Raw genomic sequence first — 23,474 nt, forward strand, 5'->3', positions numbered from 1 at the left:
CCGGCCGGCCGATTTTGTCATGCGTCGCGGCGCCTTGCCGCTTTCCATCCGGATAGGCTTCGGGTAAAAGAACACTCCATGAACAAGTACATCAGCGTCCGCGGCGCGCGGGAACATAACCTGAAGAACGTCGATGTGGATCTGCCGCGCGACGAGCTGATCGTCATCACCGGCCTGTCGGGGTCGGGCAAGTCGTCGCTTGCCTTCGACACTATCTATGCCGAGGGGCAGCGGCGCTATGTGGAGAGCCTGTCGGCCTACGCGCGCCAGTTCCTGGAGCTGATGCAGAAGCCGGACGTCGATTCGATCGAGGGCCTGTCGCCGGCCATTTCCATCGAACAGAAGACGACCTCGAAGAATCCGCGCTCCACCGTCGGCACGGTGACGGAGATCTACGACTACATGCGCCTCTTGTGGGCGCGCGTCGGCATCCCCTATTCGCCGGCCACCGGCCTGCCCATCGAAAGCCAGACGGTCAGCCAGATGGTCGACCGCATCATGGCGATGCCGGAGGGCACACGCCTGCTGCTGCTGGCGCCCTTCGTGCGCGGCCGCAAGGGCGAGTACAAGAAGGAAATCCAGGACCTGCGCAAGCGCGGCTTCCAGCGCGTGCGGGTCGACGGCACCATGTACGAGATCGACGAGGTGCCGGCGCTCAACAAGAAGCTGAAGCACGACATCGAGGTGGTGGTCGACCGCATCGTGGTGCGCGAGGGGCTGGGCAACCGTCTGGCCGATTCGCTGGAGACCGCGCTGGGGTTGGCCGACGGCATCGTCTGGGTCGAGAATGCCGAGACCAACGAGCTGACCGTCTTCTCGCAGAAATTCGCCTGCCCGGTCAGCGGCTTCACGATTCCGGAGATCGAGCCGCGGCTGTTCTCCTTCAACAACCCGTTCGGCGCCTGCCCGGCCTGCGACGGGTTGGGCAGCAAGATCTATTTCGACCCGATGCTGGTGGTGCCGGACGAGCGGCTGACGCTGGCCAAGGGCGCAATCGCGCCGTGGGCCGGATCGACCTCGAAATACTACGACCAGACGCTGGAGAGCATCTGCGAGCATTTCGGCGCGTCGATGACCACGCCCTGGCAGGATCTGCCGGAAAAGGTCCGCCAGACCATCCTGTTCGGCTCGGGCGGGTCGGCGATCACCATGACCTATGACGACGGGCTGCGGCGCTACCAGACCAACAAGGCGTTCGAGGGCATCGTCAACAATCTGGAGCGGCGCTACCGCGAAACGGACAGCGCCTGGACGCGCGACGAGCTGTCCAAGTACCAGTCCTCCCAGCCCTGCGAAGTCTGCAAGGGCGCGCGGCTGAAGCCGGAGGCGCTGGCGGTCAAGATCCGTGGCCGCAACATCTCGGAGGCGGCGGAACTGTCCATCGCCGGTGCCGGTGCGTGGTTCAGCGAGTTGAACGAGCATCTGCGCCCGAAGGACCGCGAGATCGCCTATCGCATCCTCAAGGAGATCAACGAGCGGCTGGGATTCCTCAACGCCGTCGGGCTTGAGTATCTGACGCTCAGCCGCGGGTCCGGCACCCTGTCGGGCGGCGAGAGCCAGCGTATCCGCTTGGCCTCGCAGATCGGTTCCGGCCTGACCGGCGTGCTCTATGTGCTGGACGAGCCGTCGATCGGCCTGCACCAGCGCGACAACGACCGTCTGCTGGAGACGTTGAAGCGTCTGCGCGACATCGGCAACACCGTCATCGTCGTTGAGCATGACGAGGACGCGATCCGCAGCGCCGACTATCTGGTCGACATGGGTCCCGGCGCCGGCCAGCATGGCGGCACCGTCATCGCCCAGGGTCGGCCGGAAGAAGTCCAGAAGAACCCCGACAGCATCACCGCCCAGTACCTGAACGGCACCCGCTTCGTTCCGGTGCCCGACACCCGCCGGCCCGGCCATCCCGGCCAGTTCCTGGAGGTGCAGGGCGCCCGCGCCAACAACCTGCAGAACGTCTCGACCAAAATCCCGCTCGGCACCTTCACCTGCGTGACCGGCGTGTCGGGCGGCGGCAAGTCGACGCTGATCATCGAGACGCTGTACAAGGCGGTGGCGCGCAAGCTGATGGGCGCCCGCGAACATCCGGCGGACCATGACGCGGTGCTGGGGCTGGAGCATCTGGACAAGGTCATCGACATCGACCAGTCGCCGATCGGCCGCACCCCGCGCTCGAACCCCGCGACCTACACCGGCGCCTTCACGCCGATCCGCGACTGGTTCGCTGGCCTGCCGGAATCGAAGGCGCGCGGCTACGGCCCCGGCCGATTCTCCTTCAACGTCAAGGGCGGGCGTTGCGAGGCCTGCCAGGGCGACGGCGTCATCAAGATCGAGATGCACTTCCTGCCCGACGTTTACGTCACCTGCGACGTCTGTCACGGCAAACGCTACAACCGCGAAACGCTGGAAGTCACCTACCGCGACAAGACCATCGCCGACGTGCTGGACATGACGGTCGAGGAAGGCAAGGAGTTCTTCAAGGCGGTGCCCGGCATCCGGGACAAGATGGACACGCTGGAACGCGTCGGCCTCGGCTACATCCACATCGGGCAGGCGGCGACCACCCTGTCGGGCGGCGAGGCGCAGCGCGTCAAGCTGTCGAAGGAACTGAGCCGCCGCGCCACCGGCCGCACGCTGTACATCCTGGACGAACCGACCACCGGCCTGCACTTTGCCGACGTCGAAAAGCTGATGGAGGTGCTGCATGCGCTGGTCGACCAGGGCAACACGGTGCTTGTGATCGAGCACAATCTGGAGGTCATCAAGACCGCCGACTGGATCATCGATTTGGGACCTGAGGGCGGCACCGGCGGCGGCGAGATCGTCGCCGAAGGCACGCCGGAGGATGTCGCGAAGGTGGAGCGCAGCTATACCGGACGATACCTCGCCCCCTACCTTAAAGAGAAGCCGGCGGTGCGGAAATCGGCAACCCGAAAGAGGGCGTGAACAAACGCAAGCTGCGCCGCGTTCTCCCCTGCAGAGTTAGCACTGCATGGGAGATGAGGAGCATGAAGACGATTCTGACCGGTGTGGGCACCGCCTTGGGGGCCGCGCTTCTGCTGGCCGCATGTGGCTCCGACGGCTCCACCACCAGCACGACGACCACCACGACCACCACCCCCGGCTATGGTTCGACCACCGTGACCCCGGCCCCGTCCGGCGCCACCACCATTGAACGCAGCACGACGACCAAGAGCGAGTGAGCCTCCGCCGAGGTTGACGTTTTTGGATCGATGTTCTTCCCAGTTCGATGTTCTGACTGACTCCTGATCGACTTGCAGCCGGCCTTCCTTGCGGGGGCCGGCCTTTTCCTGCGACCGCATCCCGGCCCGAATTGTGTTAAACTGCGGCAATGATGAACCCGGTACGCCTGCGCGCCCTCGACACTGTGAAGCGCATCGTCTTTGAGCGATTGGCAGGGCACCCTGCCCGCGTCTACCTGTTCGGCTCCTGCGCCCGCGGGGATGTCGGTCATTGGAGCGACATCGACGTGGCCATCGACCCGTTAGAGCCGCTACCACCCGGTCTGATCGGGGAGATCAACGAAGAGTTGGAAGAGAGCACTGTTCCATACTTCGTCGATGTGGTGGATCTTCGGACAGCCCGGCGGGAGTTCCGGCAAGAGGTAGAACGGGAAGGGATTGAATGGACAAGGTAACCCGGAAGCTCGACATCGCGCGCCAAGCACTGGCGCGGCTTCAGGAAGTCCTCGCCCGCCCCGTGGATGATGTCGTTCGCGACTCTGCGATCCTGCGCTTCACCCTGGCAACGGAGACGGTGTGGAAAGCCGCAAGGTCGGTAATCGCCGACCAGATGGGGGCCGAACGCCTAAACTCGGCAAGCCCAAAAGCCATGGTCCGTGAAAGCCAGATCGCCGGATTCTTGACCGAGGATCAGACGGAACTCGCCCTCGCGATGATGAATGACCGGAACCTGACGGTTCACACCTACGACGAAGAAAAGGCTGAGGAACTGTTTTCCCGCCTTCCCGCCCACGCCGCGCTCATTGAATCCTGGATCTCGGCGATGCAGAGCGCCATAACCCGCCCCTGATCCGCCTGCTCTTCGCCCCTCTGCTCATCGCACAGTGTTCTGGAAAGTCCAATGACCGACACCCTTCGCCCCGTCCATGTCATCGGCGGCGGTCTCGCCGGCTCGGAAGCCGCTTGGCAGCTCGCCTCCCGCGGCGTGCCCGTCGTGCTGCACGAGATGCGGCCGGTCCGCAAGACCGAGGCCCACGACACCGACAAGCTGGCGGAGCTGGTCTGCTCCAACTCCTTCCGGTCGGACGATGCCGAATACAATGCGGTGGGGCTGCTGCATGAGGAGATGCGGCGCTGCGGCTCGCTGATCCTGCGCTGCGCCGACGCGCACAAGGTGCCGGCCGGCGGCGCGCTCGCCATGGACCGCGACGGTTTCGCCGATGCGGTGACGGAGGCCGTCTCCACCCATCCCCTCATCACCATACAGCGCGAGGAGGTCGCCGGCCTGCCGCCGGAGGAATGGGACAGCGTCATCGTCGCCACCGGCCCCCTCACCTCGCCTGCCCTTGCCGAGGCTGTGCGCACCCAGACCGGCGAGGAGTCGCTGGCCTTCTTCGACGCCATCGCCCCCATCGTCTATCTGGAGAGCATCGACCTGTCGAAGGCGTGGTTCCAGTCGCGCTACGACAAGCCCGGCCCCGGCGGCACCGGCAAGGACTACATCAACTGCGCCTTCGAGAAGGACGAGTACCGCGCCTTCATCGCCGCACTGATCGAGGGCGAGAAGCTGGACTTCAAGGAGTGGGAGAAGAACACCCCCTACTTCGAGGGCTGCCTGCCGATCGAGGTGATGGCGGAGCGCGGTGTCGACACCCTGCGTTACGGCCCGATGAAGCCGGTCGGCCTGACCAACCCGCACAAGCCGGAACGACGCCCCTATGCGGTGGTCCAGTTGCGCCAGGACAATGCACTTGGCACGCTCTACAACCTCGTCGGCTTCCAGACCAAGCTGCGCCATGCCGAACAGGCCCGCATCTTCCGCATGATCCCCGGCCTGGAGAATGCCGAGTTCGCGCGGCTGGGCGGCATGCACCGCAACACCTTCCTGAACAGCCCGCGCATTCTGGACGGCGCCCTGCGGCTGAAGTCGCTGCCCCGCCTGCGCTTCGCCGGGCAGGTCACCGGCTGCGAGGGCTATGTGGAGAGTGCCGCCGTCGGCCTGCTCGCCGGCCGCTTCGCCGCGGCGGAACGGCTGGGCCAGGAGATCAGCACGCCGCCGGTGACCACGGCGCTCGGCGCCATCCTCGGCCACATCACCGGCGGGGCGGAGGCGGAGACCTACCAGCCGATGAACGTCAATTTCGGCCTCTTCCCTCCGGTGGACGACAAGATCCGCGGGCGTGACCGCAAGCTGGCCTATACCCGCCGGGCGCTGGCCGATCTCGACGGCTGGCTGAAGGGCTGACAGGCAACCGCAAGCGCGGGCGTCAGTAGCGCCCGCGCATCGCCGCCCAGCCCAGACGAAGCTGACGGAACGGGTTGGCCAGCATCACGCGCGGGGCGAACACGTCGTTGCCCTCCCGCGCGATTACGCCCAGATGCAGGTCGGCGAGCGTCGCCGGCAGCAGCGCCGGGACGGCGGCCTTGGGCACTTCGCGACGCAGGACGCGGGCCTCGGCCAGATGCTTGCGGGCGACCTCGGCCACCTCCCCCACCACCGGCCGCAGTTGCGGCGTCGAGCGGCCGGCGAACAGGTCCTCGCTCTTGGCGCCATGGCGTTGCATCAGGTCTTCCGGCAGGCGCTGCCGATTCTGGCGGGCCAGGAAGGGCACGGCGCGCAGGATGCCGGCGAGGGCATAGGCGATGCCGATATGCCGGCCGGCCGCCATCGCCGCCGCGTTCCGCACGCCCAGGATCTCCAGGGCCAGCTGGACCAGCGGCGCGCCCGTCACCTCGGCATAATTGACGAGACAGGTCAGGTCGGCCGGCGGGGTGTCGTCCAGATCGGCTTCGCGCGCGTCGATCAATTTGTCGAACAAGGCGCGGCTCAGTTCCAGCCCACGGGCGGCTTGCGCCAGCGGGTCCATCACCTCATGCCGGGGTACGGGTCCATCCTCATAGACGGCTTCGATGCCGTCGCGCCAGAATTGAAGTCTCATCTGGCCCAGGATCGGTTCGCTGACCACCTCCCGCGTTTTCGCGATCTCCAGGTTGAAGGCGTATAGCGCAAAAGTCGCCTCGCGCCTGTCGGCGGGGGTGAACAGACCTGCCAGAAAGTGGTCGTTGTCATATTTCCGAACCTCCCGTCCGCAATAGGACAGGTCGGTCGCAGCCTTCACCATGGGATGCCCGATTGGAAAAAGAGGGGAGGAGCGTTGGAAGGACGGGCCAAAGCCTGTTGCTACGCCTATATGAAGCACACACGGTCGCACCGCCAGCCCCGACGCGCAGCAGGCAGGGATCCCATGACGGATTTCAACATCGCCCCGACGAAACCCCGCAAGACCGGCCCGATCGCCCGCAAGGACGAGACGGGTGAGAATTTCCCGGTCGCCTCGCGCCTTATTCCGAAGCACCTGCGTCCGCATGTGATCGCCTTCTACCGCTTCGTGCGTCTGGCCGACGACATCGCCGACGATCCGGATCTCGAACCGGAGACCAAGCTGGCCTATCTGGAGGCGCTGGAACGGGCGCTGACCTCCGGCCAAGCCAAACACGCCTATCTGAAGCCAGCCACCGAGTTGCGCGAGAGCCTGCAGAAGACCGGCGTCAGCGACCGCCATGCCCGCCAGATCCTGCGCGCCTTCCGCCGCGACTCCGTCGGTGCCCGCTGCCACAGCTGGAGCGATCTGCTTCTCTACTGCCGCTTCTCCGCCAACCCGGTCGGCCGCTATCTGCTGGATCTGCATGGCGAGGGCGTGGCGGCCGGGCCGGCGTCGGATGCGCTGTGCTCCGCCCTGCAGGTGCTGAACCATCTGCAGGACGCGCGGGAGGACTGGACCCAGCTCGGCCGCTGCTACATCCCGCTTGGCTGGTTCGACGAGGCGGGAATCAGCGTCGAACGTCTGGTGGAGGTCGAGAGCGACGCCCGCCTCCGCGCCATCTTCGATCAGGCGCTGGAGCATACCGACCGGCTGCTGGAACGTGCCGCCGCCCTGCCCGGCCTGATCCAGCATCGTGGCCTGCGGATGGAGGCGGCAGTGATCCTCAGCCTCGCCGAATCGCTGTCGCGCCGGCTGAAGGCCCGTGACCCGATGAAGGCGCGCGTGACGCTGGGCACGCACCACAAGCTGGCCGCGGTGGCGCGGGGGCTGGCGCGGAGCTTCTCCGCCGCATAAACTCCGGGGCCACACGTCGCGACGTTTCCCTAGAGGCACGTCAGGACGGGCAATGCCCAGGATGCTACAGATGACCCCTCCGCCGCTGGAGACGGCCCCGCTGGAACCGGTATCCACGACGTTGCCGGACGACAAGGCACCCGATACGGCGACCAGCGTCACCGCGAAGTCGGGCAGCACCTTCTACTGGCCGATGCGTCTGCTGCCCGCTTCCAAGCGGGCGGCGATGTTCGCCATCTATGCCTTTTGCCGCCGCATCGACGACATCGCCGACGAACCGGGCGAGCCAGCCGCCAAACGGGCGGCGCTGGACCTCTGGCGGTGCGACATCCGCGATCTCTATGCCGGCGGGGCTCCCGGTGGACCGCTGACCGCCGCGCTGAAAGGCGCGATCGAGCGGTACGGCCTGCCGCGGGCGGAGCTGGAGGCGCTGATCGACGGCATGGCGATGGATGTCGCCGGGGAGGATCCGGGTTCCGGCGGCATGCGGGCGCCTGACCTCGACACGCTGCGGCTCTATTGCCGCAGGGTCGCCGGTGCCGTGGGCATGCTGGCCATCCGCGTGTTCGACCGCGCCGATCCGGCCACCGAGCGCTTCGCCCTGGCATTGGGCGAGGCCTTGCAACTGACCAACATCCTGCGCGATCTGGCCGAGGATGCCGAACTCGACCGGCTCTACCTGCCGCGGGAACTACTGCTGGCCGCCGGCATCGACGGCGACCGCCCGGACGAAGTCCTGGCCCACCCCGCCCTGCCCCGCGCCTGCGAGGCGCTGGCCGAACTGGCGGAGGCCCGTTTTGCCGAGGCGCGGTCCACCGTCGCCGGCCATGGGCGCGGATCGCTGTGGGCGGCCACCGCGATGATGGTGCTGTATCACCGGCTGCTGAGACGGCTGCGTGCGGCCGGCTGGCGCGATCTGAACGCGCGCGTCCGGGTCGGCCGGCGTGAAAGCGCTTGGGTGGCGGTGCGCTGCATGCTCGGCTTTCCCCCGGCGGCCTGATGAGCAAGGCTGGCACCGTCCATGTGATCGGCGCCGGGCTGGCCGGGCTGGCGGCCGCCATCAGGCTGGTGGAGGCGGGCCGGCGCGTCGCGGTCTATGAGCAGGCACCGCAGGCCGGCGGGCGCTGCCGCAGCTTCCACGATGCCACGCTCGGCCGGTCGATCGACAATGGCAGCCATATGGTGCTCAGCGGCAACCGGGAACTGCTCGGCTATGCCCGGCGGACCGGCGGCGGCGATGCGCTGGAGGAACTGCGCCCGGCCGCCTTTCCATTCCTCGACCTGCGCACCGGTGCCGCCTGGACGCTGCGCCCCGGCGGGCTGTGGTTGTTCGATCCGGCCCGTCGGGTGCCCGGCAGCCGGCCGCTCGACTATCTGGCATCCCTGCGTTGCCTGACCGCCCGGCGCGGCCAGTCGGTCGCCGATTGCCTGTCACCCGACGGAGCATTGTTCGAGCCGCTGTGGCGCCCGCTGGCGGTCTCCGCACTCAACGGGCCGGTGGAGCGTGTCTCCGCCCGGTTGTTCGGTGCGGTGCTGCGCGAGACGCTGCTGCGCGGCGAGGCGGCCTGCCGGCCGGTGCTGGCGCCGCGGGGCTTGTCCGCCGCCTTCGTCGACCCGGCGCTGGCGCGGCTGCGGGCCGCCGGTGCGGCGCTGAATTTGGGCGCGCGGGTAGAGGGGCTGACCTTCGAGGATGGCCGCGTGACCGGCTTTTCCGCCGGCGGCAATGCCGTGACGCTCGGTGCGCTCGACAGCGTGGTTCTCGCCGCGCCGGCCTGGGTGGCGGCGCGGCTGGTGCCGGGGCTGGCCGTGCCGCCGCCGGGTCCGGCCATCGTCAACCTGCATGTCCGGCTGGACGGGCCGGTGCGGCTGCCGGGCGGCCTCCCCTTCGTCGGGCTGGTCGGCGGCACCGCGGAATGGCTGTTCGCCCGCGACGACCTGCTGTCGGTCACCGTAAGCGATGCCGACGCCTTGGCCGACCTGCCGGCCGAGGAGATCGCCGCGCGGCTGTGGACGGAGGTCGCCCCTCACCTGCGACTCGGGGGGGCGATTCCTCCCTTCCGGGTGGTGAAGGAGCGGCGGGCGACGCCGGATCAGTCTCCCGAATCGGTGGCGCGCCGTCCGGGTGCCCGCACCCGCTGGAGCAATCTGACGCTGGCCGGCGACTGGACGGAAACGGGGCTTCCCGCGACGTTGGAGGCAGCCGTGCGCTCGGGAAACCGGGCGGCCGAGGCCACTTTGTCGAACGGAAATAACCCTATACGACGTTCGAGAGTGTTTCCGGCCTTCACAAGCTTCCGTCATCGGCCTATTTGGACGGACGGAGGTGCCGTGCTCGCAAGGCCCGGCCCGGAAGGACAATCAAAGAAGAGAGGGTAAATCAAATGGCGTTCGAACTTCCGCCGCTTCCGTATGCGTACGACGCTCTGGCTCCGTATATCTCGTCGGAGACCCTGCACCTGCACCATGACAAGCACCACCAGACCTACGTCACCAACCTGAACAACCTGACCAAGGACACCCCGCTGGCCAACGCCAGCCTGGAGGAGGTCATCAAGGCCTCTGCCGGCGATGCGTCCAAGGTCGGCATCTTCAACAACGCCGCCCAGGTGTGGAACCACACCTTCTTCTGGCAGTGCCTGAAGAAGGACGGCGGCAAGATGCCGGCGGCCCTGGAGCAGCGCATCGTCGCCGACTTCGGCAGCGTCGAGAAGTTCAAGGAAGAGCTGACCCAGGCCGCCCTGACCCAGTTCGGTTCGGGCTGGGCCTGGCTGTACCTGGACGGCGGCAAGCTGAAGGTCGGCAAGACCGGCAACGCCGACACCCCGCTGGCGCACGGCCAGAAGCCGCTGTTCACCATCGACGTGTGGGAGCATGCCTACTACGTCGATTTCCAGAACCGCCGCGCCGATTTCGTCAAGGCGGTCATCGACAACCTCGCCAACTGGGACTTCGCCGCCGAGCAGCTGGCTGCGTGATCCTTCCCGTCGAGGGTTGTGAGTGCAAAGGCGCCCGAAAGGGCGCCTTTGTCGTTTCCGAGGTCAAGCGTCCCTGCCCGCCTTCAGCATCCCGGCAAGATGGTGGCCAACCTGCCGGCTGACGGCCCCGCGATCACCGGCGGCAAGCGAGCCGAGAGGTTCGGCATCACGGGCGTCGATCACCGCGACCTTGGCCGTGCGCACGACGGAGGGGGCTGGAAGTCCTGCCGTTTCGAGGTCGCCGACAGGCACATCCGACGGCCATCCCCGGTTTTCGGCGCTGGTGATCATCAGAACCCATAGCAGGCTGTGGCTTGCTTCCAGGTCTTCAGCCGCGACGACCAATGCCGGGCGACGCTGGCGAGCCGGACGGTCGGCGTAGGGGAATGGGACCTTGACGATGTTCCAGATTTCAAAGGTCGGCATAGGCCTGCCGATCCGCTTCACTGTCCCATTCCGTGAAGCAGCGGAACGGGTCTTCGGCAGCAGCCGGAGCGGCCCTGGTCAGGATGACGCGGCCGTCTTCGATGCGATAGGCGATCTCGTCGCCCTCGTGCAGACCCAGAGCAGCCCGTACCGGCTGCGGAATCGTCGTCTGGGCCTTGCTGGTCAACTTGCTGGTGATCATGGGGGCACCGCGGTAAGGAACATCCTTACCTTAGTGCCCGATCGCTACAGCTTCAATAACAGCTAAACCGGCAGCATCGCCGCCGCGACCCGCCGGCCCTCGGCCAGCAGGACGTTGTAGGTCCGGCAAACCGCCCGGCTGTCCATCAGTTCCACCACCACGCCCCGCTCGCGCAGGCCTAGGCGGAGGTCCTTCGGGATCATCCGCATGGTGGGACCGGTGCCGAGCAGCAGGATTTCCACCTTCGGCTCGGCCTCCAACACGGACGAGAAGTCGCTCACCGACAGGGAGGCGGCATCGGTCGCCTCCCATACTACGGTGCGGTCGGGCAGGACGATCACCGCGCCGACGCGCCACTGGCCGGAAATGCAGAACTGTCCCGGACCGTAGCCGTCGATGACCTGACGGTCCGACGGGATCATCGGCATGATGTCGGCCATGCTGCCCTCTCCTTCGCTAAACGCCCGGCCTTACGGCGTGGTTGCCGGAGTGTTGCCCGCCGAAGCGGCATCGGGAGCGCCGCGCCGCAGGCGGTTCTCACCAAGGAACAGCAAGATTGGTGCGGCGATGAACACCGACGAGCTGGTCGCAAGGATAACGCCGAAGATCAGCACGATGCCGAAGTCCTGCAGGGCCTCGCCACCGAACAGCGCCAGCGGAATGATGGACAGCAGGGTACAGACCGAGGTGCCGACGGTGCGGTTCAGCGTCTCGTTGATCGACATGTCGATCAGGTCGCGCAGCGGCATCTTCTTGTAGATGCGCAGATTCTCGCGCATGCGGTCATAGACCACGACCTTGTCGTTCACCGAATAGCCCATGACGGTCAGGATCGCAGCCACGGCCGTCAGGTTGAACTGGATGTCGGTGATGGCATAGAACCCGACGATCTTGGTGATGTCGAGGATCAGCGTCACCACCGCGCCGAAGCCGAACTGCCATTCGAAGCGGAACCAGATGTAGACCAGCATCGCCAGCATGGCGAGGCCGAGCGCCAGCATGCCGTTGGCGAACAGTTCGCCGCTGACCGAGGCGCCGACCGCTTCGACGCGGCGGACCTGGGTGCCGGGGATCGCCTGCGCCAGCGTGTTGCGCACCTTGTCGGCGGCCACCTGCTGGGCGGCATCGTCGCCGGGCTGGCGTTCCAGGCGGATCAATACGTCCTGAGTCGATCCGAACTCCTGCAACGCCACCTGCCCCATGCCGAGGCCGGACAGTGTGTGGCGCAGCGAGGCGAAGTCGGCGGCCTGTGGCGTGCGGGCTTCGATGACGATGCCGCCACGGAAGTCGATGCCGTAATTCAGGCCGGGGTGGAAGAACAGGATGACGGACGCGATGGACAGGATCGCCGACACCACGAGGCCGGCGATGCGGCCGTTCATGAACGGGATCTTGGTGTTGTCGGGGACGAGGCGGAGATGGAACATCGGATGACCTCTCAGACCGGCAACACGGCCGGACGCGTCCGGCGCAGCCACGTCACCATCATCAGGCGCACGAGCACCGTCGCGGTGAACATGGAAATGAGGATGCCGAAGGTGATGGTGACGGCGAAGCCCTTGATGGTGCCGGTGCCGAAGATGAACAGCAGCGCCATCTTGATGGCCGTCGTCAGGTTGGAGTCGACGATGGTGCTGTAGGCGCGGCTGAAACCGGCCTCCATCGACGCGAAGACCCCCCGGCCCTTCTTCGTCTCTTCGCGGATGCGCTCGTTGATCAGGATGTTGGCGTCGACCGCCAGACCCAAGGTCAGCAGGATGCCGGCGATGCCCGGCAGCGTCAGCGTGGCGTGCAGCAGCGACAGCGCCGCGATGGTCAGCACGATGTTGACCAGCAGGGCGAAGCAGGCGAAGGCGCCGAACAGCCCATAGCAGGCGATCATGTAGACGCAGACCATCAGGAAGCCGACGACCACGGCGGTCAGGCCGGCGCGGATGGAATCGGCGCCAAGGTCGGGACCGACCGTGCGTTCCTCGATCACCTTCAGCGGGGCCGGCAAGGCGCCGGCGCGCAGCAGCACGGCAAGGTCGTTGGCGCCGGCGGCGGTGAAGTTGCCGCTGATCTGGCCGCGACCGCCGGTGATCGGCTCGCGGATGACGGGGGCGCTGATGACCTTGTTGTCGAGCACGATGGCGAAGGGCCGGCCGACATTCTGCTTGGTCACTTCGGCGAAGCGGTTGGCGCCGGCGCTGTTGAATTCGAAATTCACCACCCACTCGCCGGTCTGGCTGTTGGTGCCGGCCGATGCGTTCTGCAGCGTGGCGCCGTCGACCTCGACCTTCTTGCGGATGACGTATTTGGACTGGTAGCGATCGCCCTCGGCCGACGGCAGGATCTCCGAACCCGGAGGGGCGCGGCCGGTGTTGGGATCGGCATTCACGTCGACCAGACGGAAGGTCATCTTGGCGGTGGTGCCCAGCAGCCGCTTGATGCGGTCGGGATCCTCCACGCCGGGCAGCTGGACCAGGATGCGGTCGTTGCCCTGGCGGGCGATGGTCGGCTCGTTCACGCCGGTCTCGTCGATGCGGCGACGGACGATCTCGATCGACTGCTCGATGGCCTGGGTGGCGCGGTCACGCAGCGCGACCTCGCTCAACGCCACGGTCACCGTACCGCCGTTCACGGTCACCTCGAGGTCGGGCTGCCCGCCGCCCAGACCGGTGCGGCCGACCGGGCTGGCGAGCTGGCGCAGGGCCTTCACCGCCTCCTCGGCCTGGGCCGGGTCGCGCAGCTGGACGGTCACGGCGCGCTCGCCGGCGTTAAGCGCGGTGTAGCCGACATTGGCGGTGCGCAGCTGCTGCCGGGCGCCGTCGACGAGACCTTCCACCCGGTCGCGGATGACGGTGGCCATGTCGACTTCAAGCAACAGATGCGATCCGCCGCGCAGGTCGAGACCCAACGACACCCGGGTGTTGGCGTACCAGGACGGCAGCGCCGCCAACGTGTCGCGGCCCAGGAAGTTGGGCAGCATCAGGATGAAACCGGCGATGCAGGTCGCCAGGATCAGGTAAATCTTCCAGCGCGAAAAATAGAGCATGCGTCACTCGAATCCGATCAGACACCCGGTCCGGGCGACCGGTCCGCCGCTTGCGGGCGGACGACGGCCGGGCCGGACGGGAAGCGCCTTCGGGCCGACCCGCGGAAGAGGGGCCCGGCTGCGGCTTACTTGCGGCCGAACAGCTTGCCGATCCCGCCGGCGGCGGGGGTCTCGGCCGGCTTGGCCTCGCCCTCGGTGGCCGGGGTGGCGTCGCCGCCGGACTTGCCGGCCGGCTCGGTCTTGGCGAGCACGAGGTTCACGGTGGAGCGCAGGCAGCGCACACGCACATTCTCCGCGATCTCGACGGTGATCTCGTCGTCGGTGCCGACCTTGGTCACGGTGCCGATGATGCCGCCGCCGGTCACGACGCGGTCGCCGCGGCGGATGGCCGACAGCATGGTCTTATGCTCCTTCATCTTCTTCTGCTGCGGACGGATCAGCAGGAAGTAGAAGACGACGAAGATCAGGATCAGCGGCAGAAACTGGACGAGCATGTCACCGCCGCCGCCAGCCGGGGCCGCCGTCTGTGCATAAGCCGTCGAAACGAACATCTGGAAGCTCCTTACAGGTTTGGTCTCGGCACCGGATCGGCGTTCCGCCGGGACGCCGCGACTATAGCCGCCCATGATCGGGATGCAATGGTGATGCGCCACAATCCGCAGGGCGGCCACAGCTTGTGTGCTTGCCCTGCTGTGTTACCGTGCGAAGGCGTCGGAAAGATGGCTGCGCGGGCGCCCACTTTCCATGGAACATCCTGAAAAAATATCCGGAAAATTATGTCGCAATCCGTCAATAGCTCAGGCATGGGCGCTGGTGCAGATCAGTCGCTCGTCCCCCTGCTGACCCGCATCGCCGAGGCGCTGGAGCGTCTGGCCCCGCCGCCCGACCGGCCGCTGGACTTCGGCGCGGCGGACGCCTTCGTCTGGCATCCCGATCCCGACCGGCTGGAAGCGGTGCCGGTGGTCAACCGCGTCGACATCATGCTTCTGCAGGGGATCGAGCGGCAGCGGGAGATCCTGCTGGACAACACCCGCCGCTTCGCCGCCGGGCTGCCCGCCAACAACGCCCTGCTGTGGGGCGCGCGCGGCACCGGCAAAAGCTCGCTGGTCAAGGCCGCCCATGCCGCCATCTGCGCCGAGCGGCCGGGCGAACTGGCGCTGGTGGAAATCCACCGCGAGGACATCCCCACCCTGCCCCGCCTGCTCACCCGGCTGAAGGGCGAGGCGCGCCGCTTCATCCTGTTCTGCGACGACCTGTCCTTCGACCATGACGACGCCCATTACAAGTCGCTGAAGGCAGTGCTGGACGGCGGGATCGAAGGGCGGCCGGACAATGTGGTGTTCTACGCCACCTCCAACCGCCGCCACCTGATGCCGCGCGACATGATCGAGAACGAGCGGTCGACCGCCATCAACCCGGCCGAGGCAGTGGAAGAGAAAGTGTCGCTGTCAGACCGCTTCGGGCTGTGGCTGGGCTTCCACAACTGCGACCAGGACACCTATTTCGCGATGATCGAGGGCTATGTCCGCCATTTCGGCCTGGACATCCCGGCTGACCGGCTGCGCGCGGAGGCCGTGGAATGGTCGGTCACGCGCGGAAGCCGGTCGGGCCGGGTGGCCTGGCAGTTCATCCAGGACCTGGCTGGCCGCCTCGGGAAGCCCCTTCGCTGACCTTGCGGTCCATCTGGTCGCTCGGGTCGACGGCCTGGCTGCCCTTGCGCAGCTCGAAATGAAGTTGGGGCGAGGACACGCCGCCGGTCTGGCCGACCCGGGCGATCACCTGCCCCCGCTTCACCGTGGCTCCCCGCTCCACCTCGATCTTGTCGAGATGGGCATAGGCGGTGATCCAGCCGTCGGAATGCTTCAGCAGCAGCAGGTTGCCGAAGCCGCGCAGCTCATTGCCGGCATAGGCGACCACGCCGTTGTCGGCGGCGACCACCGCCGTGCCCTTCGGCGCCGCGATGTTCAGGCCGTCATTGTGCAGCCCGTCGGGCTTCGGCCCGAAGCCGGAGATCAGCTTGCCCTTCACCGGCCACAGGAAGCGGGCGCTGCCGCGCGGCGGCGGCGCGCCGACTTCGGCCTTCGGCTCCGGCTTGGGCGGCGGCGCGGCGGTGGCCACCTCTTGCTGGGGCGCTGCCGGGGGCGGCGTGGTTGCCGCCGGGGCCGGGGCCGGGGCCGGGGTCGGCGTCGGAGCCGGCTTGCTGCCGGGCGGGCGCAGCATGGTCGGCGCCTGCCCCGGCTGGTAGGGCGTGTCACCCTGGACGGACGGCGCGGACGGCGTCTGTTGGGCGGACGGCTCCGGCACGGCACCCGGCTTCGAAGGTGGCGGCAGCGGCGTGGCCGAGATACCGCCCGACGGGGAGGATGCACCCGGCGGCGGCAGGTCGGCCGACTGGATCGAGCCATGCCCGGCCGTCGAGCCACCCGGCGCATTCCCCTGCGGCGTCAGGGCGACGGCACCGCCGCTCGCCACGCCGCCGGATGCCATCATGGTGCCGCTGCCATCGTTGGCGCCCGGCAGACGCAGGGGCTGGCCGACCTTCACGGCATAGGGCGGCGTCAGGTTGTTCAGCCGCGTCAGTTCGCTGACGTCGACATTGTACATGCGGGAGATGCTGTAAAGGCTGTCGCCCTTCTGAACGATGTACTGGCGCGAGGTCGGCAGGACCAGCCGCTGGCCGACCTCCAGCCGGTAGGGCGCCGCCAGCTTGTTCGCCTCGATCAGGTCGCGCAGGGGCACATTGTACCGGCGCGACAGGCTGTATGCGCTGTCGCCCTTCTGCACCGTGATGGCGCCGCCGGCCGAATCCGGCACATCGGAGACGGTGGTGAAGGGCGCCAGCCCGCCCACCCGTTCGCAAGCGCCAAGCGCCAGGACGGCTGTGGACAGGACCATTGCGGACAGCAGGTGCTTGGGCATGGCGGATTTCATGCGGAACGGACCGGTTGCGGCGGGTCGGACAGCAGCGGAACGAAACGGACGGGCCACAGGTCCTCCCGGATAAGGCCAGCTTCGGAGCGCCGGAAACGCACGACCCTCTGGCCGCGGTGATCGGTCCCCAACGGAATGACCAAGACACCACCAACGGCGAGTTGATCCGTCAAGTCTTTTGGCGGCTCCGGCCCACCGGCGGCTGTGACCAGTATGCGGGCAAACGGCGCCTGCTCCGGCCAGCCCCGCGTCCCGTCGCCGAGCCGCGTGGTGATGTTGCCGATGTCGAGCGCCTTGAACCGCGCCTCCGCCTCGCACAGAAGCGGTTTCAGCCGCTCGATGGTGAAGACCCGGCGGCAGAGCCGCGACAGCACCGCCGCCTGATAGCCGGAGCCGGTACCGACCTCCAGGACAAGATGCCGCGGCTGCAGTTCCAGCGCCTGGGTCATCAGCCCGACCACCAGCGGTTGGCTGATGGTCTGGCCAAGGTCGATCGGCAGCGCCGTGTCCTCCCACGCCCGGTCCTGGAAGGCTTCCGGGACGAACAGCTCGCGCGGGATCCGCTCGATCGCCGCCAGCACCTTCGTGTCGGTGACGCCGGCCCCGCGAAGGGCCATCAGCAAGCGGATCTTGCGCGGGTTGTATGTCACACGAAAGCCTGCCTCAACGTCTGCAACGTCGGCGTGTGGGTGAGGTCGAGATAGACCGGCGTCACCGAGATGCCGCCGTTGAACACGACATGGATGTCGGTGTCGTCCGCCACGTCGGCCTCGCCGCGCAGGGTGCCGATCCAGATATAGGGCTTGCCGCGCGGGTCCACACGCTCCAACAGCTCGTCGCCGATCTTGCGCTTGCCGTGGCGCACCACCTGGATGCCCGTCACCTCCGCGGCCGGACGGGCCGGGAAGTTGACGTTCAGCAGCACGTTCTTCGGCCACGCCACCGTCACCGCCTTGCGCACCACGTCGGCGCCATGGGCCGCAGCGGCGGACCAGTCGATGGGCTGGCCCGGCTCGTAATGCTGGCTCATGGCGATGGCCGGGACGTTCAACAGCGTCGCTTCCATCGCCGCGGCGATGGTGCCGGAATAGGTCACGTCCTCGCCGATGTTGGAGCCCTGGTTGACGCCGGACAGCACCAGCGTCGGACGGGCGTCCCTCATCACATGGTTGACCGCCAGCAGCACGCAGTCGGTCGGCGTGCCGTCGACGGTGAAGCGGCGTTCGTCCAGCTTGCGCAGGCGCAGCGGCCGGTTGATGGTCAGCGAATGGCTGGCCGCCGACTGCTCCATCTCCGGCGCGACGACCCAGACGTCGTCGGACAGCTCGCGCGCGATGGCTTCCAGGACCTTCAATCCCTGCGCATGGATGCCGTCGTCGTTGGTGACGAGGATGCGTGTCCGGGACAGGTCGAGCGGCAGGTCGAACATCAGATGGAAATCCTCTCCACTCCGCGCATGTAGGGGCGGAGCGCTTCCGGAACCAGGATCGAACCGTCGGGCTGCTGGTAGTTCTCCAGCACCGCGATCAGGCAGCGCCCGACCGCCACACCCGATCCATTGAGGGTGTGCACGAATTGAGTTTGCTTCTCGCCCTTCGGCCTGCAACGGGCTTTCATCCGCCGCGCCTGGAAATCTCCGCAATTGGAGATGCTGGAGATCTCGCGGTAGGCGTTCTGGCCGGGCAGCCAGACCTCGACGTCATAGGTCTTGCGCGAGGAGAAGCCCATGTCGCCGGTACACAGAACGATGGTGCGGTAGGGCAGCCCCAGCCGCTCCAGGATCGTCTCGGCGCAGCGGGTCATGCGCTGGTGCTCGTCCTCCGACTGTTCCGGCGTGGTGATGGCGACCATCTCCACCTTCCAGAACTGGTGCTGGCGGATCATGCCGCGGGTGTCGCGCCCGGCCGACCCGGCTTCGGCGCGGAAGCAGGGGGTCAGCGCGGTGTAGCGCAGCGGCAATTCCTCAGACGCCACGATCTGGTCGTTGACCAGATTGGTCAGCGGAACCTCGCTGGTCGGGATCAGGTAATGGTCGGTCGAGGTGGTCTTGAACAGATCCTCCTCGAATTTCGGCAACTGGCCGGTGCCGAACAGGGCGTTGTCGCGCACCATCAGCGGAGGGGCGATTTCGGTGAAACCGTGCTCGCCGGTGTGGATGTCTAGCATGAAATCGGCGAGCGCGCGCTCGAGACGGGCCAGCCCGCCCTTCAGCACGGTGAAGCGGGCACCGGACATGCGGGCCGCCGCCTCGAAGTCCATCAGGCCCAGCGCTTCGCCCAGCTCGTAATGCTGCTTGGGGTTGGCGATGTCGGGCGGGGTGCCCCAGCGGCGGACCTCGACGTTGGCGGTCTCGTCCGGTCCGTCCGGCACGTCGTCGGCCGGGATGTTGGGCAGGCCGGCCAGCAGCCCGTCGAGTTCGGCGCCGAGCGCGCGTTCCTCTTCCTCGACCTGGGGCAGGCGCTCCTTCAGGGTCGCCATCTCGTCGAGGATCGGCTGGGCGTCGCGGCCCTCGCGCTTGGCGAGGCCGATTTCCTTGGCCGCTTCGTTCCGGCGGGCCTGCATTTCCTGCATCTGGGTCTGCGCGGCACGGCGGCGGCCGTCGAGGTCGAGCACGGAGGACGACATCGGCGCCAGTCCCCGGCGGCCAAGGCCGCGGTCGAAGGCTTCGGGATTCTCACGGATGGCGCGAAGGTCGTGCATGGCTCGAACAATCAACGAATTGTGTGGGGGATTGGTTATACGGCGCGACCCCGCCAAGGTCCAGTGCAAGCCCGTCCATCGACATGATCCAAAGGGATCTGCGCAAAAGGGATCTGCGCAAAAGGGATCTGCGCAGACGGCATGGCCGCTGCGCCCCGGCTGTTGTTGGAACCGACGGGCACGACAGGGCAATGTCCGTTGTGCGCCGCAGTGGACGGCGCCAATGCCAGAAATACGGAGCCGAGCGCGTGCGCGACGAGATCGAGACCGGTGCTGAGACCGATGCAGAGGTCGCCTATCTGCAGGCCGGCACCCCCGCCTATCGCCGTGCCAGCCGCATCCTGTTCGTCGCCGGCTTTTCCACCTTCGCCACGCTTTACTGCGTCCAGCCGCTGCTGCCGGAGTTCGTGCAGGAATTCGGGGTGACGCCGGCCGAATCCAGCCTGTCGCTGTCGCTGACCACCGGCGTTCTGGCTGTGGCTTTGCTGGTGGCGGGCGCCATCTCCGACGGGATCGGGCGCAAGCCGGTGATGGTGGCGGCACTGCTCGGCGCCGGCATTCTCGGGATCGTCGGCGCGCTGATGCCGGGCTGGCACGGATTCCTGGCGGTGCGGGCGCTGGAGGGGCTGGCCTTGAGCGGCCTGCCGGCAGTGGCGATGGCCTATGTCTCCGAAGAGGTCGATCCGAAATCGGCCGGCGTCGCCATGGGGCTCTATATCGGCGGCACCGCCATCGGCGGCATGTCCGGCCGGGTGCTGACCGCAATCGTTACCGATCTCGGCACCTGGAGGCTGGCGGTGGGGGTGGTCGGGGCGCTGGCGGCGGCGGCGGCCGTCACCGTCTGGCTCGCCCTGCCGCCGTCGCGCCATTTCGTCCGCCGCGCCGCCGGGCTGCCGGCGCTGGTGCGGGCGTGGCGCGGGCTGCTGACGGATCCGGCGCTGCTCGGACTGTTCTCGCTCGGCTTCCTGCTGATGGGCGGCTTCGTCACCGTCTTCAACTATATCGGTTTCCGCCTGAGCGAGCCGCCGTTCGAACTGCGGCCGGCCATCGTCGGCGCGGTGTTCCTGGTCTACAGCTTCGGCGTCGTCAGTTCGCCGCTGTTCGGCGGCTGGTCGGGGAGGTTTGGATCGCACCGTACGCTGGCGGCGGCGGTGGCGCTGATGGTGGGCGGGCTGGCGCTGATGGAGATCGACAGCCTGTTCGCCATCGCCCCCGGCATCGCGCTGTTCACCTTCGCCTTCTTCGGCGCCCATTCCATCGTGTCGGCCTGGATCGGGCGGCGGGCGGCGGTGGCGCGTGGGCAGGCATCGTCCATCTATCTGTTCTGCTACTATCTGGGTTCGACGGTCGCCGGAACGCTGGGCGGGTTGTTCTGGCATGGCTTCGGCTGGACCGGGGTCGCCGCGTTCGTCGGGCTGCTGATCCTCATCGCGGTGGGTGTGACGGCCGGGCTGCAGCGCAGCCGCTGACGGCGCGGCGAACGGTCGCGCTTGTCGTTCGCCATATTGCGTTGCGCACGGGCGCGCATCAGGCTGGAAGGGTTCGCTGGGCAGGAGTGCGCAGGGTGAGTGACCTGACCGTCTATCTGGAAAACGATGCCCGCCGCCCGGAATTCCGCACCGCCGACCCGGCGCTGATGGCCGGCCATCTGGCCCATATCGGAATCCTGTACGAACGCTGGACCGCCGACGCCCCCCTGCCCGCCTCCGCCGACGCCGACGCCGTGCAGCGGGCCTATGCCGCGCCAATCGACCGGCTGAAGGCAGCTCGCCGTTTCTGCACCGCGGACGTCGTTCGCGTCACTCCCAAGACCGACGGTGTCGAGGCCCTGCGTGCAAAGTTCCTGTACGAACACACCCATGCGGAGGATGAGGCGCGCTTCTTCGTGGAGGGTGCGGGCGCCTTCTACATCCATCTCGACCGCCGTGTCTTCCGTGTGCTGTGCGGGACGGGTGACCTGCTGAGCATTCCCGCCGGCACGCCGCACTGGTTCGACATGGGGCCGCGGCCGCGCTTCACCACCATCCGCTTCTTCAGCCGTCCCGAGGGCTGGATGGCAACGCCGACCGGCGACACCATCGCCGCGCGCTTCCCGCTTTTCGAAACGGAGGCTGTGGAGGCGGCCTGACTCCGCCCCGTTTCCGTCCCAAAAAATTCACTTGAATCACGGACGGAAAAGCGTAAATCAATCGACACGACGCACCCGCACGTGCCTATGGCCCTCTGTGGTTATGCTACGACGTACCGCGTCCTTTTTGGCAGAACCGGCCATTCCAGTGGGCCGGTCCCGAGAGGGAGGTCAGTATGTACGCTGCCCACGGTGGGGCTGTGAGACGGTAGCCCTTTAGCCGGTAAACGACGCGCTGTTGCCTGGAGCTTCACAGCCCGGGGCCGCTGCTCGCACCGGCTATTTCCGTCTCCCCCCTTTCCAAAATCCGATCAACCGCCGATTCCGCTGCGCCACCCGTGCCCCAGCCCTGTGCTGGCCGGTTCGTGACGCGGCCGGGATCGCCGTCTGCTCACCGGGCCGGCCTGCACGCCGCTGTCCGGGGATAGGAGTGCGCCATGGGTTTCCTGCGTTCCCGTTCCGCCGTCACCCCGCTCCGCCGCGTCGGCCTGAACGACAGCAGCGTCGTTTCGCTGTCCACCGGCCGCCGCTCGACCGTGACCCAGGCCGTCGCCCTGCACCGCCCGGAAGAGCCGATGCACTGCATCCGCCCCGGCGTGCTGGCCGACACCGCCGGCAGCTTCCTGACCGCATTCTCCGGTGCGACCGAAGCGGTCGGCCGGGGCGGCGACGTGCTGTATGCGGTGAAGTGCAACCCGGAGCCGGCGGTGCTGCGCGCCCTGTGGGCCGGCGGCGTGCGCCATTTCGACGTCGCCTCCCCCGGTGAGATCCGCCTGATCCGCCAGATGTTCCCGGACGCCGTCCTGCATTACATGCACCCGGTCAAGGGCCGTCTGGCGATCCGCAACGCCTACCACCAGTATGGCGTCCGCGACTTCGTCCTCGACAGCCGGGAGGAGCTGGACAAGATCCTGGAGGAGACGGACGGTGCCGCCGACCTCGGCCTCGTCGTGCGCCTCGCCCTGCCGAAGGGCAACGCGGTCTACGACCTGTCGGGCAAGTTCGGCGCCGCGATGGCCGACGCGGTGGAACTGCTGCGCGCCGCCCGCGCCGTGGCGCCGAAGGTCGGGCTGTCCTTCCATGTCGGTTCGCAGATGCTCGACCCGTCGGCCTACGAGCGCGCCATCGCGCTGGCCGGCCACGTCATCGCGGAGAGCGGAGTCGCCATCGACGTGCTGGACGTCGGCGGCGGCTTCCCGGTGTCCTATCCGGGCGTCACTCCGCCGCCGCTCGGCGACTTCATGGCCGCCATCGCCCGCGGGATCGCCGCCATCGACCTGCCGGCGCACTGCCGCCTATGGTGCGAGCCCGGCCGCGCGCTGGTCGCCCCCGGCGTCTCGCTGGTGGTGCAGGTGGTGAAGCGGCGCGGAGCCGAGCTGTTCATCAACGACGGCGTCTATGGCGCCCTGTCGGATGCCGGCGTGCCCGGCTTCCGCTTCCCGGCGCGGCTGATCCGGCCGTTCGAGGCGATGACCGACGCCGAAAGCGAAGCCTTCAGCTTCTACGGTCCGACCTGCGACAGCGCCGACAAGATGGCCGGCCCCTTCCACCTGCCGGCCGACGTGAAGGCCGGCGACTGGATCGAGCTGGGCCAGCTCGGCGCCTATGGCTCCTGCCTGCGCACCGCCTTCAACGGCTTCGATCAGGCGCGTGTCGTCGAAGTGTCGGACGCGCCGCTGCTCGCCACCCCCGGCTACGTGCTGCGCTCCTGCGCAGCCTGAAAAAGAAGCCGGATTCTGTGGATAAAGCGTAAA

24 protein-coding genes are annotated in these 23,474 nt (G+C 67.6%); 13 read left to right on the forward strand and 11 right to left on the reverse strand.

Translation table 11 applies throughout. The features are described 5' to 3' along the window. The first annotated feature begins 78 nt into the window (after positions 1-78). From uvrA to trmFO, 5 genes are all read left to right on the forward strand, one after another. Positions 79-2,946 carry an excinuclease ABC subunit UvrA gene (uvrA, locus tag FZ938_RS01800; RefSeq protein ID WP_149196992.1) on the forward strand — a complete coding sequence of 956 codons (2,868 nt, stop codon included), beginning with the start codon at positions 79-81 and terminating at the stop codon, positions 2,944-2,946. Positions 2,947-3,008: 62 nt separating this feature from the next. After that, positions 3,009-3,203, forward strand: a complete 195-nt coding sequence (locus FZ938_RS01805) for a hypothetical protein (protein WP_149196993.1) — start codon at positions 3,009-3,011, stop codon at positions 3,201-3,203. A 149-nt stretch (positions 3,204-3,352) separates the two neighbouring features. Continuing rightward, on the forward strand, positions 3,353-3,658 hold the full coding sequence (locus tag FZ938_RS01810) for a nucleotidyltransferase family protein (protein ID WP_149196994.1): 306 nt from the start codon (positions 3,353-3,355) through the stop codon (positions 3,656-3,658). Beyond that, the gene (locus FZ938_RS01815) at positions 3,646-4,053 is read left to right on the forward strand and encodes a nucleotidyltransferase substrate binding protein (RefSeq protein WP_149196995.1); all 408 of its coding nucleotides are present in this window, start codon (positions 3,646-3,648) and stop codon (positions 4,051-4,053) included. The genes FZ938_RS01810 and FZ938_RS01815 overlap by 13 nt, the downstream gene beginning before the upstream one ends. A 51-nt stretch (positions 4,054-4,104) precedes the next feature. After that, entirely contained in the window at positions 4,105-5,448 is a 1,344-nt protein-coding gene (trmFO, locus tag FZ938_RS01820; RefSeq protein ID WP_149196996.1) for a methylenetetrahydrofolate--tRNA-(uracil(54)-C(5))-methyltransferase (FADH(2)-oxidizing) TrmFO, read from the forward strand. 22 nt (positions 5,449-5,470) lie between these two features. Here the strand turns inward: trmFO and FZ938_RS01825 are convergent, their stop codons facing one another. Further along, entirely contained in the window at positions 5,471-6,325 is an 855-nt protein-coding gene (locus FZ938_RS01825) for a phytoene/squalene synthase family protein (RefSeq protein ID WP_149196997.1), read from the reverse strand. A 123-nt stretch (positions 6,326-6,448) separates the two neighbouring features. Between FZ938_RS01825 and FZ938_RS01830 the strand changes: the two genes are divergently transcribed. The 4 genes from FZ938_RS01830 to FZ938_RS01845 all read left to right on the forward strand — a co-directional run bounded on the left by FZ938_RS01830 (position 6,449) and on the right by FZ938_RS01845 (position 10,296). Next, on the forward strand, positions 6,449-7,321 hold the full coding sequence (locus FZ938_RS01830) for a squalene/phytoene synthase family protein (RefSeq protein ID WP_149196998.1): 873 nt from the start codon (positions 6,449-6,451) through the stop codon (positions 7,319-7,321). A 70-nt stretch (positions 7,322-7,391) separates the two neighbouring features. Beyond that, positions 7,392-8,321, forward strand: coding sequence for a presqualene diphosphate synthase HpnD (gene hpnD / locus FZ938_RS01835; protein WP_246457424.1), 930 nt, complete (start codon positions 7,392-7,394; stop codon positions 8,319-8,321). After that, entirely contained in the window at positions 8,321-9,697 is a 1,377-nt protein-coding gene (gene hpnE, locus FZ938_RS01840) for a hydroxysqualene dehydroxylase HpnE (protein ID WP_149196999.1), read from the forward strand. Before hpnD ends, hpnE begins: the two co-directional genes overlap by 1 nt. A gap of 5 nt (positions 9,698-9,702) precedes the next feature. Continuing rightward, the gene (locus FZ938_RS01845) at positions 9,703-10,296 is read left to right on the forward strand and encodes a superoxide dismutase (RefSeq protein WP_109075681.1); all 594 of its coding nucleotides are present in this window, start codon (positions 9,703-9,705) and stop codon (positions 10,294-10,296) included. A 63-nt stretch (positions 10,297-10,359) separates the two neighbouring features. Here the strand turns inward: FZ938_RS01845 and FZ938_RS01850 are convergent, their stop codons facing one another. From FZ938_RS01850 to yajC, 6 genes are all read right to left on the reverse strand, one after another. Further along, positions 10,360-10,722 (reverse strand): type II toxin-antitoxin system PemK/MazF family toxin, encoded by a 363-nt coding sequence (locus tag FZ938_RS01850; protein ID WP_149197000.1) that lies wholly within the window; start codon positions 10,720-10,722, stop codon positions 10,360-10,362. Then, entirely contained in the window at positions 10,709-10,924 is a 216-nt protein-coding gene (locus FZ938_RS01855) for an AbrB/MazE/SpoVT family DNA-binding domain-containing protein (protein WP_149197001.1), read from the reverse strand. Before FZ938_RS01855 ends, FZ938_RS01850 begins: the two co-directional genes overlap by 14 nt. 62 nt (positions 10,925-10,986) lie before the next feature. Then, entirely contained in the window at positions 10,987-11,364 is a 378-nt protein-coding gene (locus FZ938_RS01860) for an Mth938-like domain-containing protein (RefSeq protein ID WP_149197002.1), read from the reverse strand. 30 nt (positions 11,365-11,394) lie between these two features. Then, complete coding sequence (gene secF, locus FZ938_RS01865; protein WP_149197003.1) at positions 11,395-12,351, reverse strand: protein translocase subunit SecF; 957 nt, start codon at positions 12,349-12,351, stop codon at positions 11,395-11,397. An 11-nt stretch (positions 12,352-12,362) separates the two neighbouring features. Next, the gene (gene secD / locus FZ938_RS01870; protein ID WP_149197004.1) at positions 12,363-13,961 is read right to left on the reverse strand and encodes a protein translocase subunit SecD; all 1,599 of its coding nucleotides are present in this window, start codon (positions 13,959-13,961) and stop codon (positions 12,363-12,365) included. 125 nt (positions 13,962-14,086) lie between these two features. Continuing rightward, positions 14,087-14,512: a preprotein translocase subunit YajC gene (gene yajC / locus FZ938_RS01875; RefSeq protein WP_149197005.1), complete on the reverse strand. Its 426-nt coding sequence runs from the start codon at positions 14,510-14,512 to the stop codon at positions 14,087-14,089. Positions 14,513-14,764: 252 nt separating this feature from the next. Here yajC and FZ938_RS01880 point away from each other — a divergent pair, with 252 nt between their 5' ends. Next, positions 14,765-15,631, forward strand: a complete 867-nt coding sequence (locus FZ938_RS01880) for an ATP-binding protein (protein WP_149197006.1) — start codon at positions 14,765-14,767, stop codon at positions 15,629-15,631. On the opposite strand, the gene FZ938_RS01885 is transcribed toward FZ938_RS01880, so the two are convergent. The 4 genes from FZ938_RS01885 to serS are packed head-to-tail and all read right to left on the reverse strand — an operon-like array spanning position 15,588 to position 19,592. Continuing rightward, complete coding sequence (locus FZ938_RS01885; protein ID WP_246457425.1) at positions 15,588-16,880, reverse strand: peptidoglycan DD-metalloendopeptidase family protein; 1,293 nt, start codon at positions 16,878-16,880, stop codon at positions 15,588-15,590. The two genes, FZ938_RS01880 and FZ938_RS01885, sit on opposite strands and share 44 nt — an antisense overlap. Before the next feature lie 8 nt (positions 16,881-16,888). Beyond that, positions 16,889-17,542 (reverse strand): protein-L-isoaspartate(D-aspartate) O-methyltransferase, encoded by a 654-nt coding sequence (locus FZ938_RS01890; RefSeq protein WP_149197008.1) that lies wholly within the window; start codon positions 17,540-17,542, stop codon positions 16,889-16,891. Then, the gene (gene surE, locus FZ938_RS01895; RefSeq protein ID WP_149197009.1) at positions 17,539-18,321 is read right to left on the reverse strand and encodes a 5'/3'-nucleotidase SurE; all 783 of its coding nucleotides are present in this window, start codon (positions 18,319-18,321) and stop codon (positions 17,539-17,541) included. Before surE ends, FZ938_RS01890 begins: the two co-directional genes overlap by 4 nt. Continuing rightward, on the reverse strand, positions 18,321-19,592 hold the full coding sequence (serS, locus tag FZ938_RS01900; protein WP_149197010.1) for a serine--tRNA ligase: 1,272 nt from the start codon (positions 19,590-19,592) through the stop codon (positions 18,321-18,323). The genes surE and serS overlap by 1 nt, the downstream gene beginning before the upstream one ends. Before the next feature lie 248 nt (positions 19,593-19,840). On the opposite strand from serS, the gene FZ938_RS01905 reads away from it, so the two are divergent. From FZ938_RS01905 to FZ938_RS01915, 3 genes are all read left to right on the forward strand, one after another. Then, on the forward strand, positions 19,841-21,061 hold the full coding sequence (locus FZ938_RS01905; protein WP_149197011.1) for an MFS transporter: 1,221 nt from the start codon (positions 19,841-19,843) through the stop codon (positions 21,059-21,061). 95 nt (positions 21,062-21,156) lie between these two features. After that, positions 21,157-21,720, forward strand: a complete 564-nt coding sequence (locus FZ938_RS01910) for a 1,2-dihydroxy-3-keto-5-methylthiopentene dioxygenase (RefSeq protein WP_149197012.1) — start codon at positions 21,157-21,159, stop codon at positions 21,718-21,720. A 437-nt stretch (positions 21,721-22,157) separates the two neighbouring features. Then, a complete protein-coding gene (locus tag FZ938_RS01915; RefSeq protein ID WP_149197013.1) occupies positions 22,158-23,441 on the forward strand; it encodes a type III PLP-dependent enzyme in 1,284 nt (427 codons plus the stop codon). The last annotated feature ends 33 nt before the right edge of the window (positions 23,442-23,474 follow it).

Source organism: Azospirillum oryzae (assembly GCF_008364795.1).
GTDB classification, from domain to species: Bacteria; Pseudomonadota; Alphaproteobacteria; order Azospirillales; family Azospirillaceae; genus Azospirillum; species Azospirillum oryzae.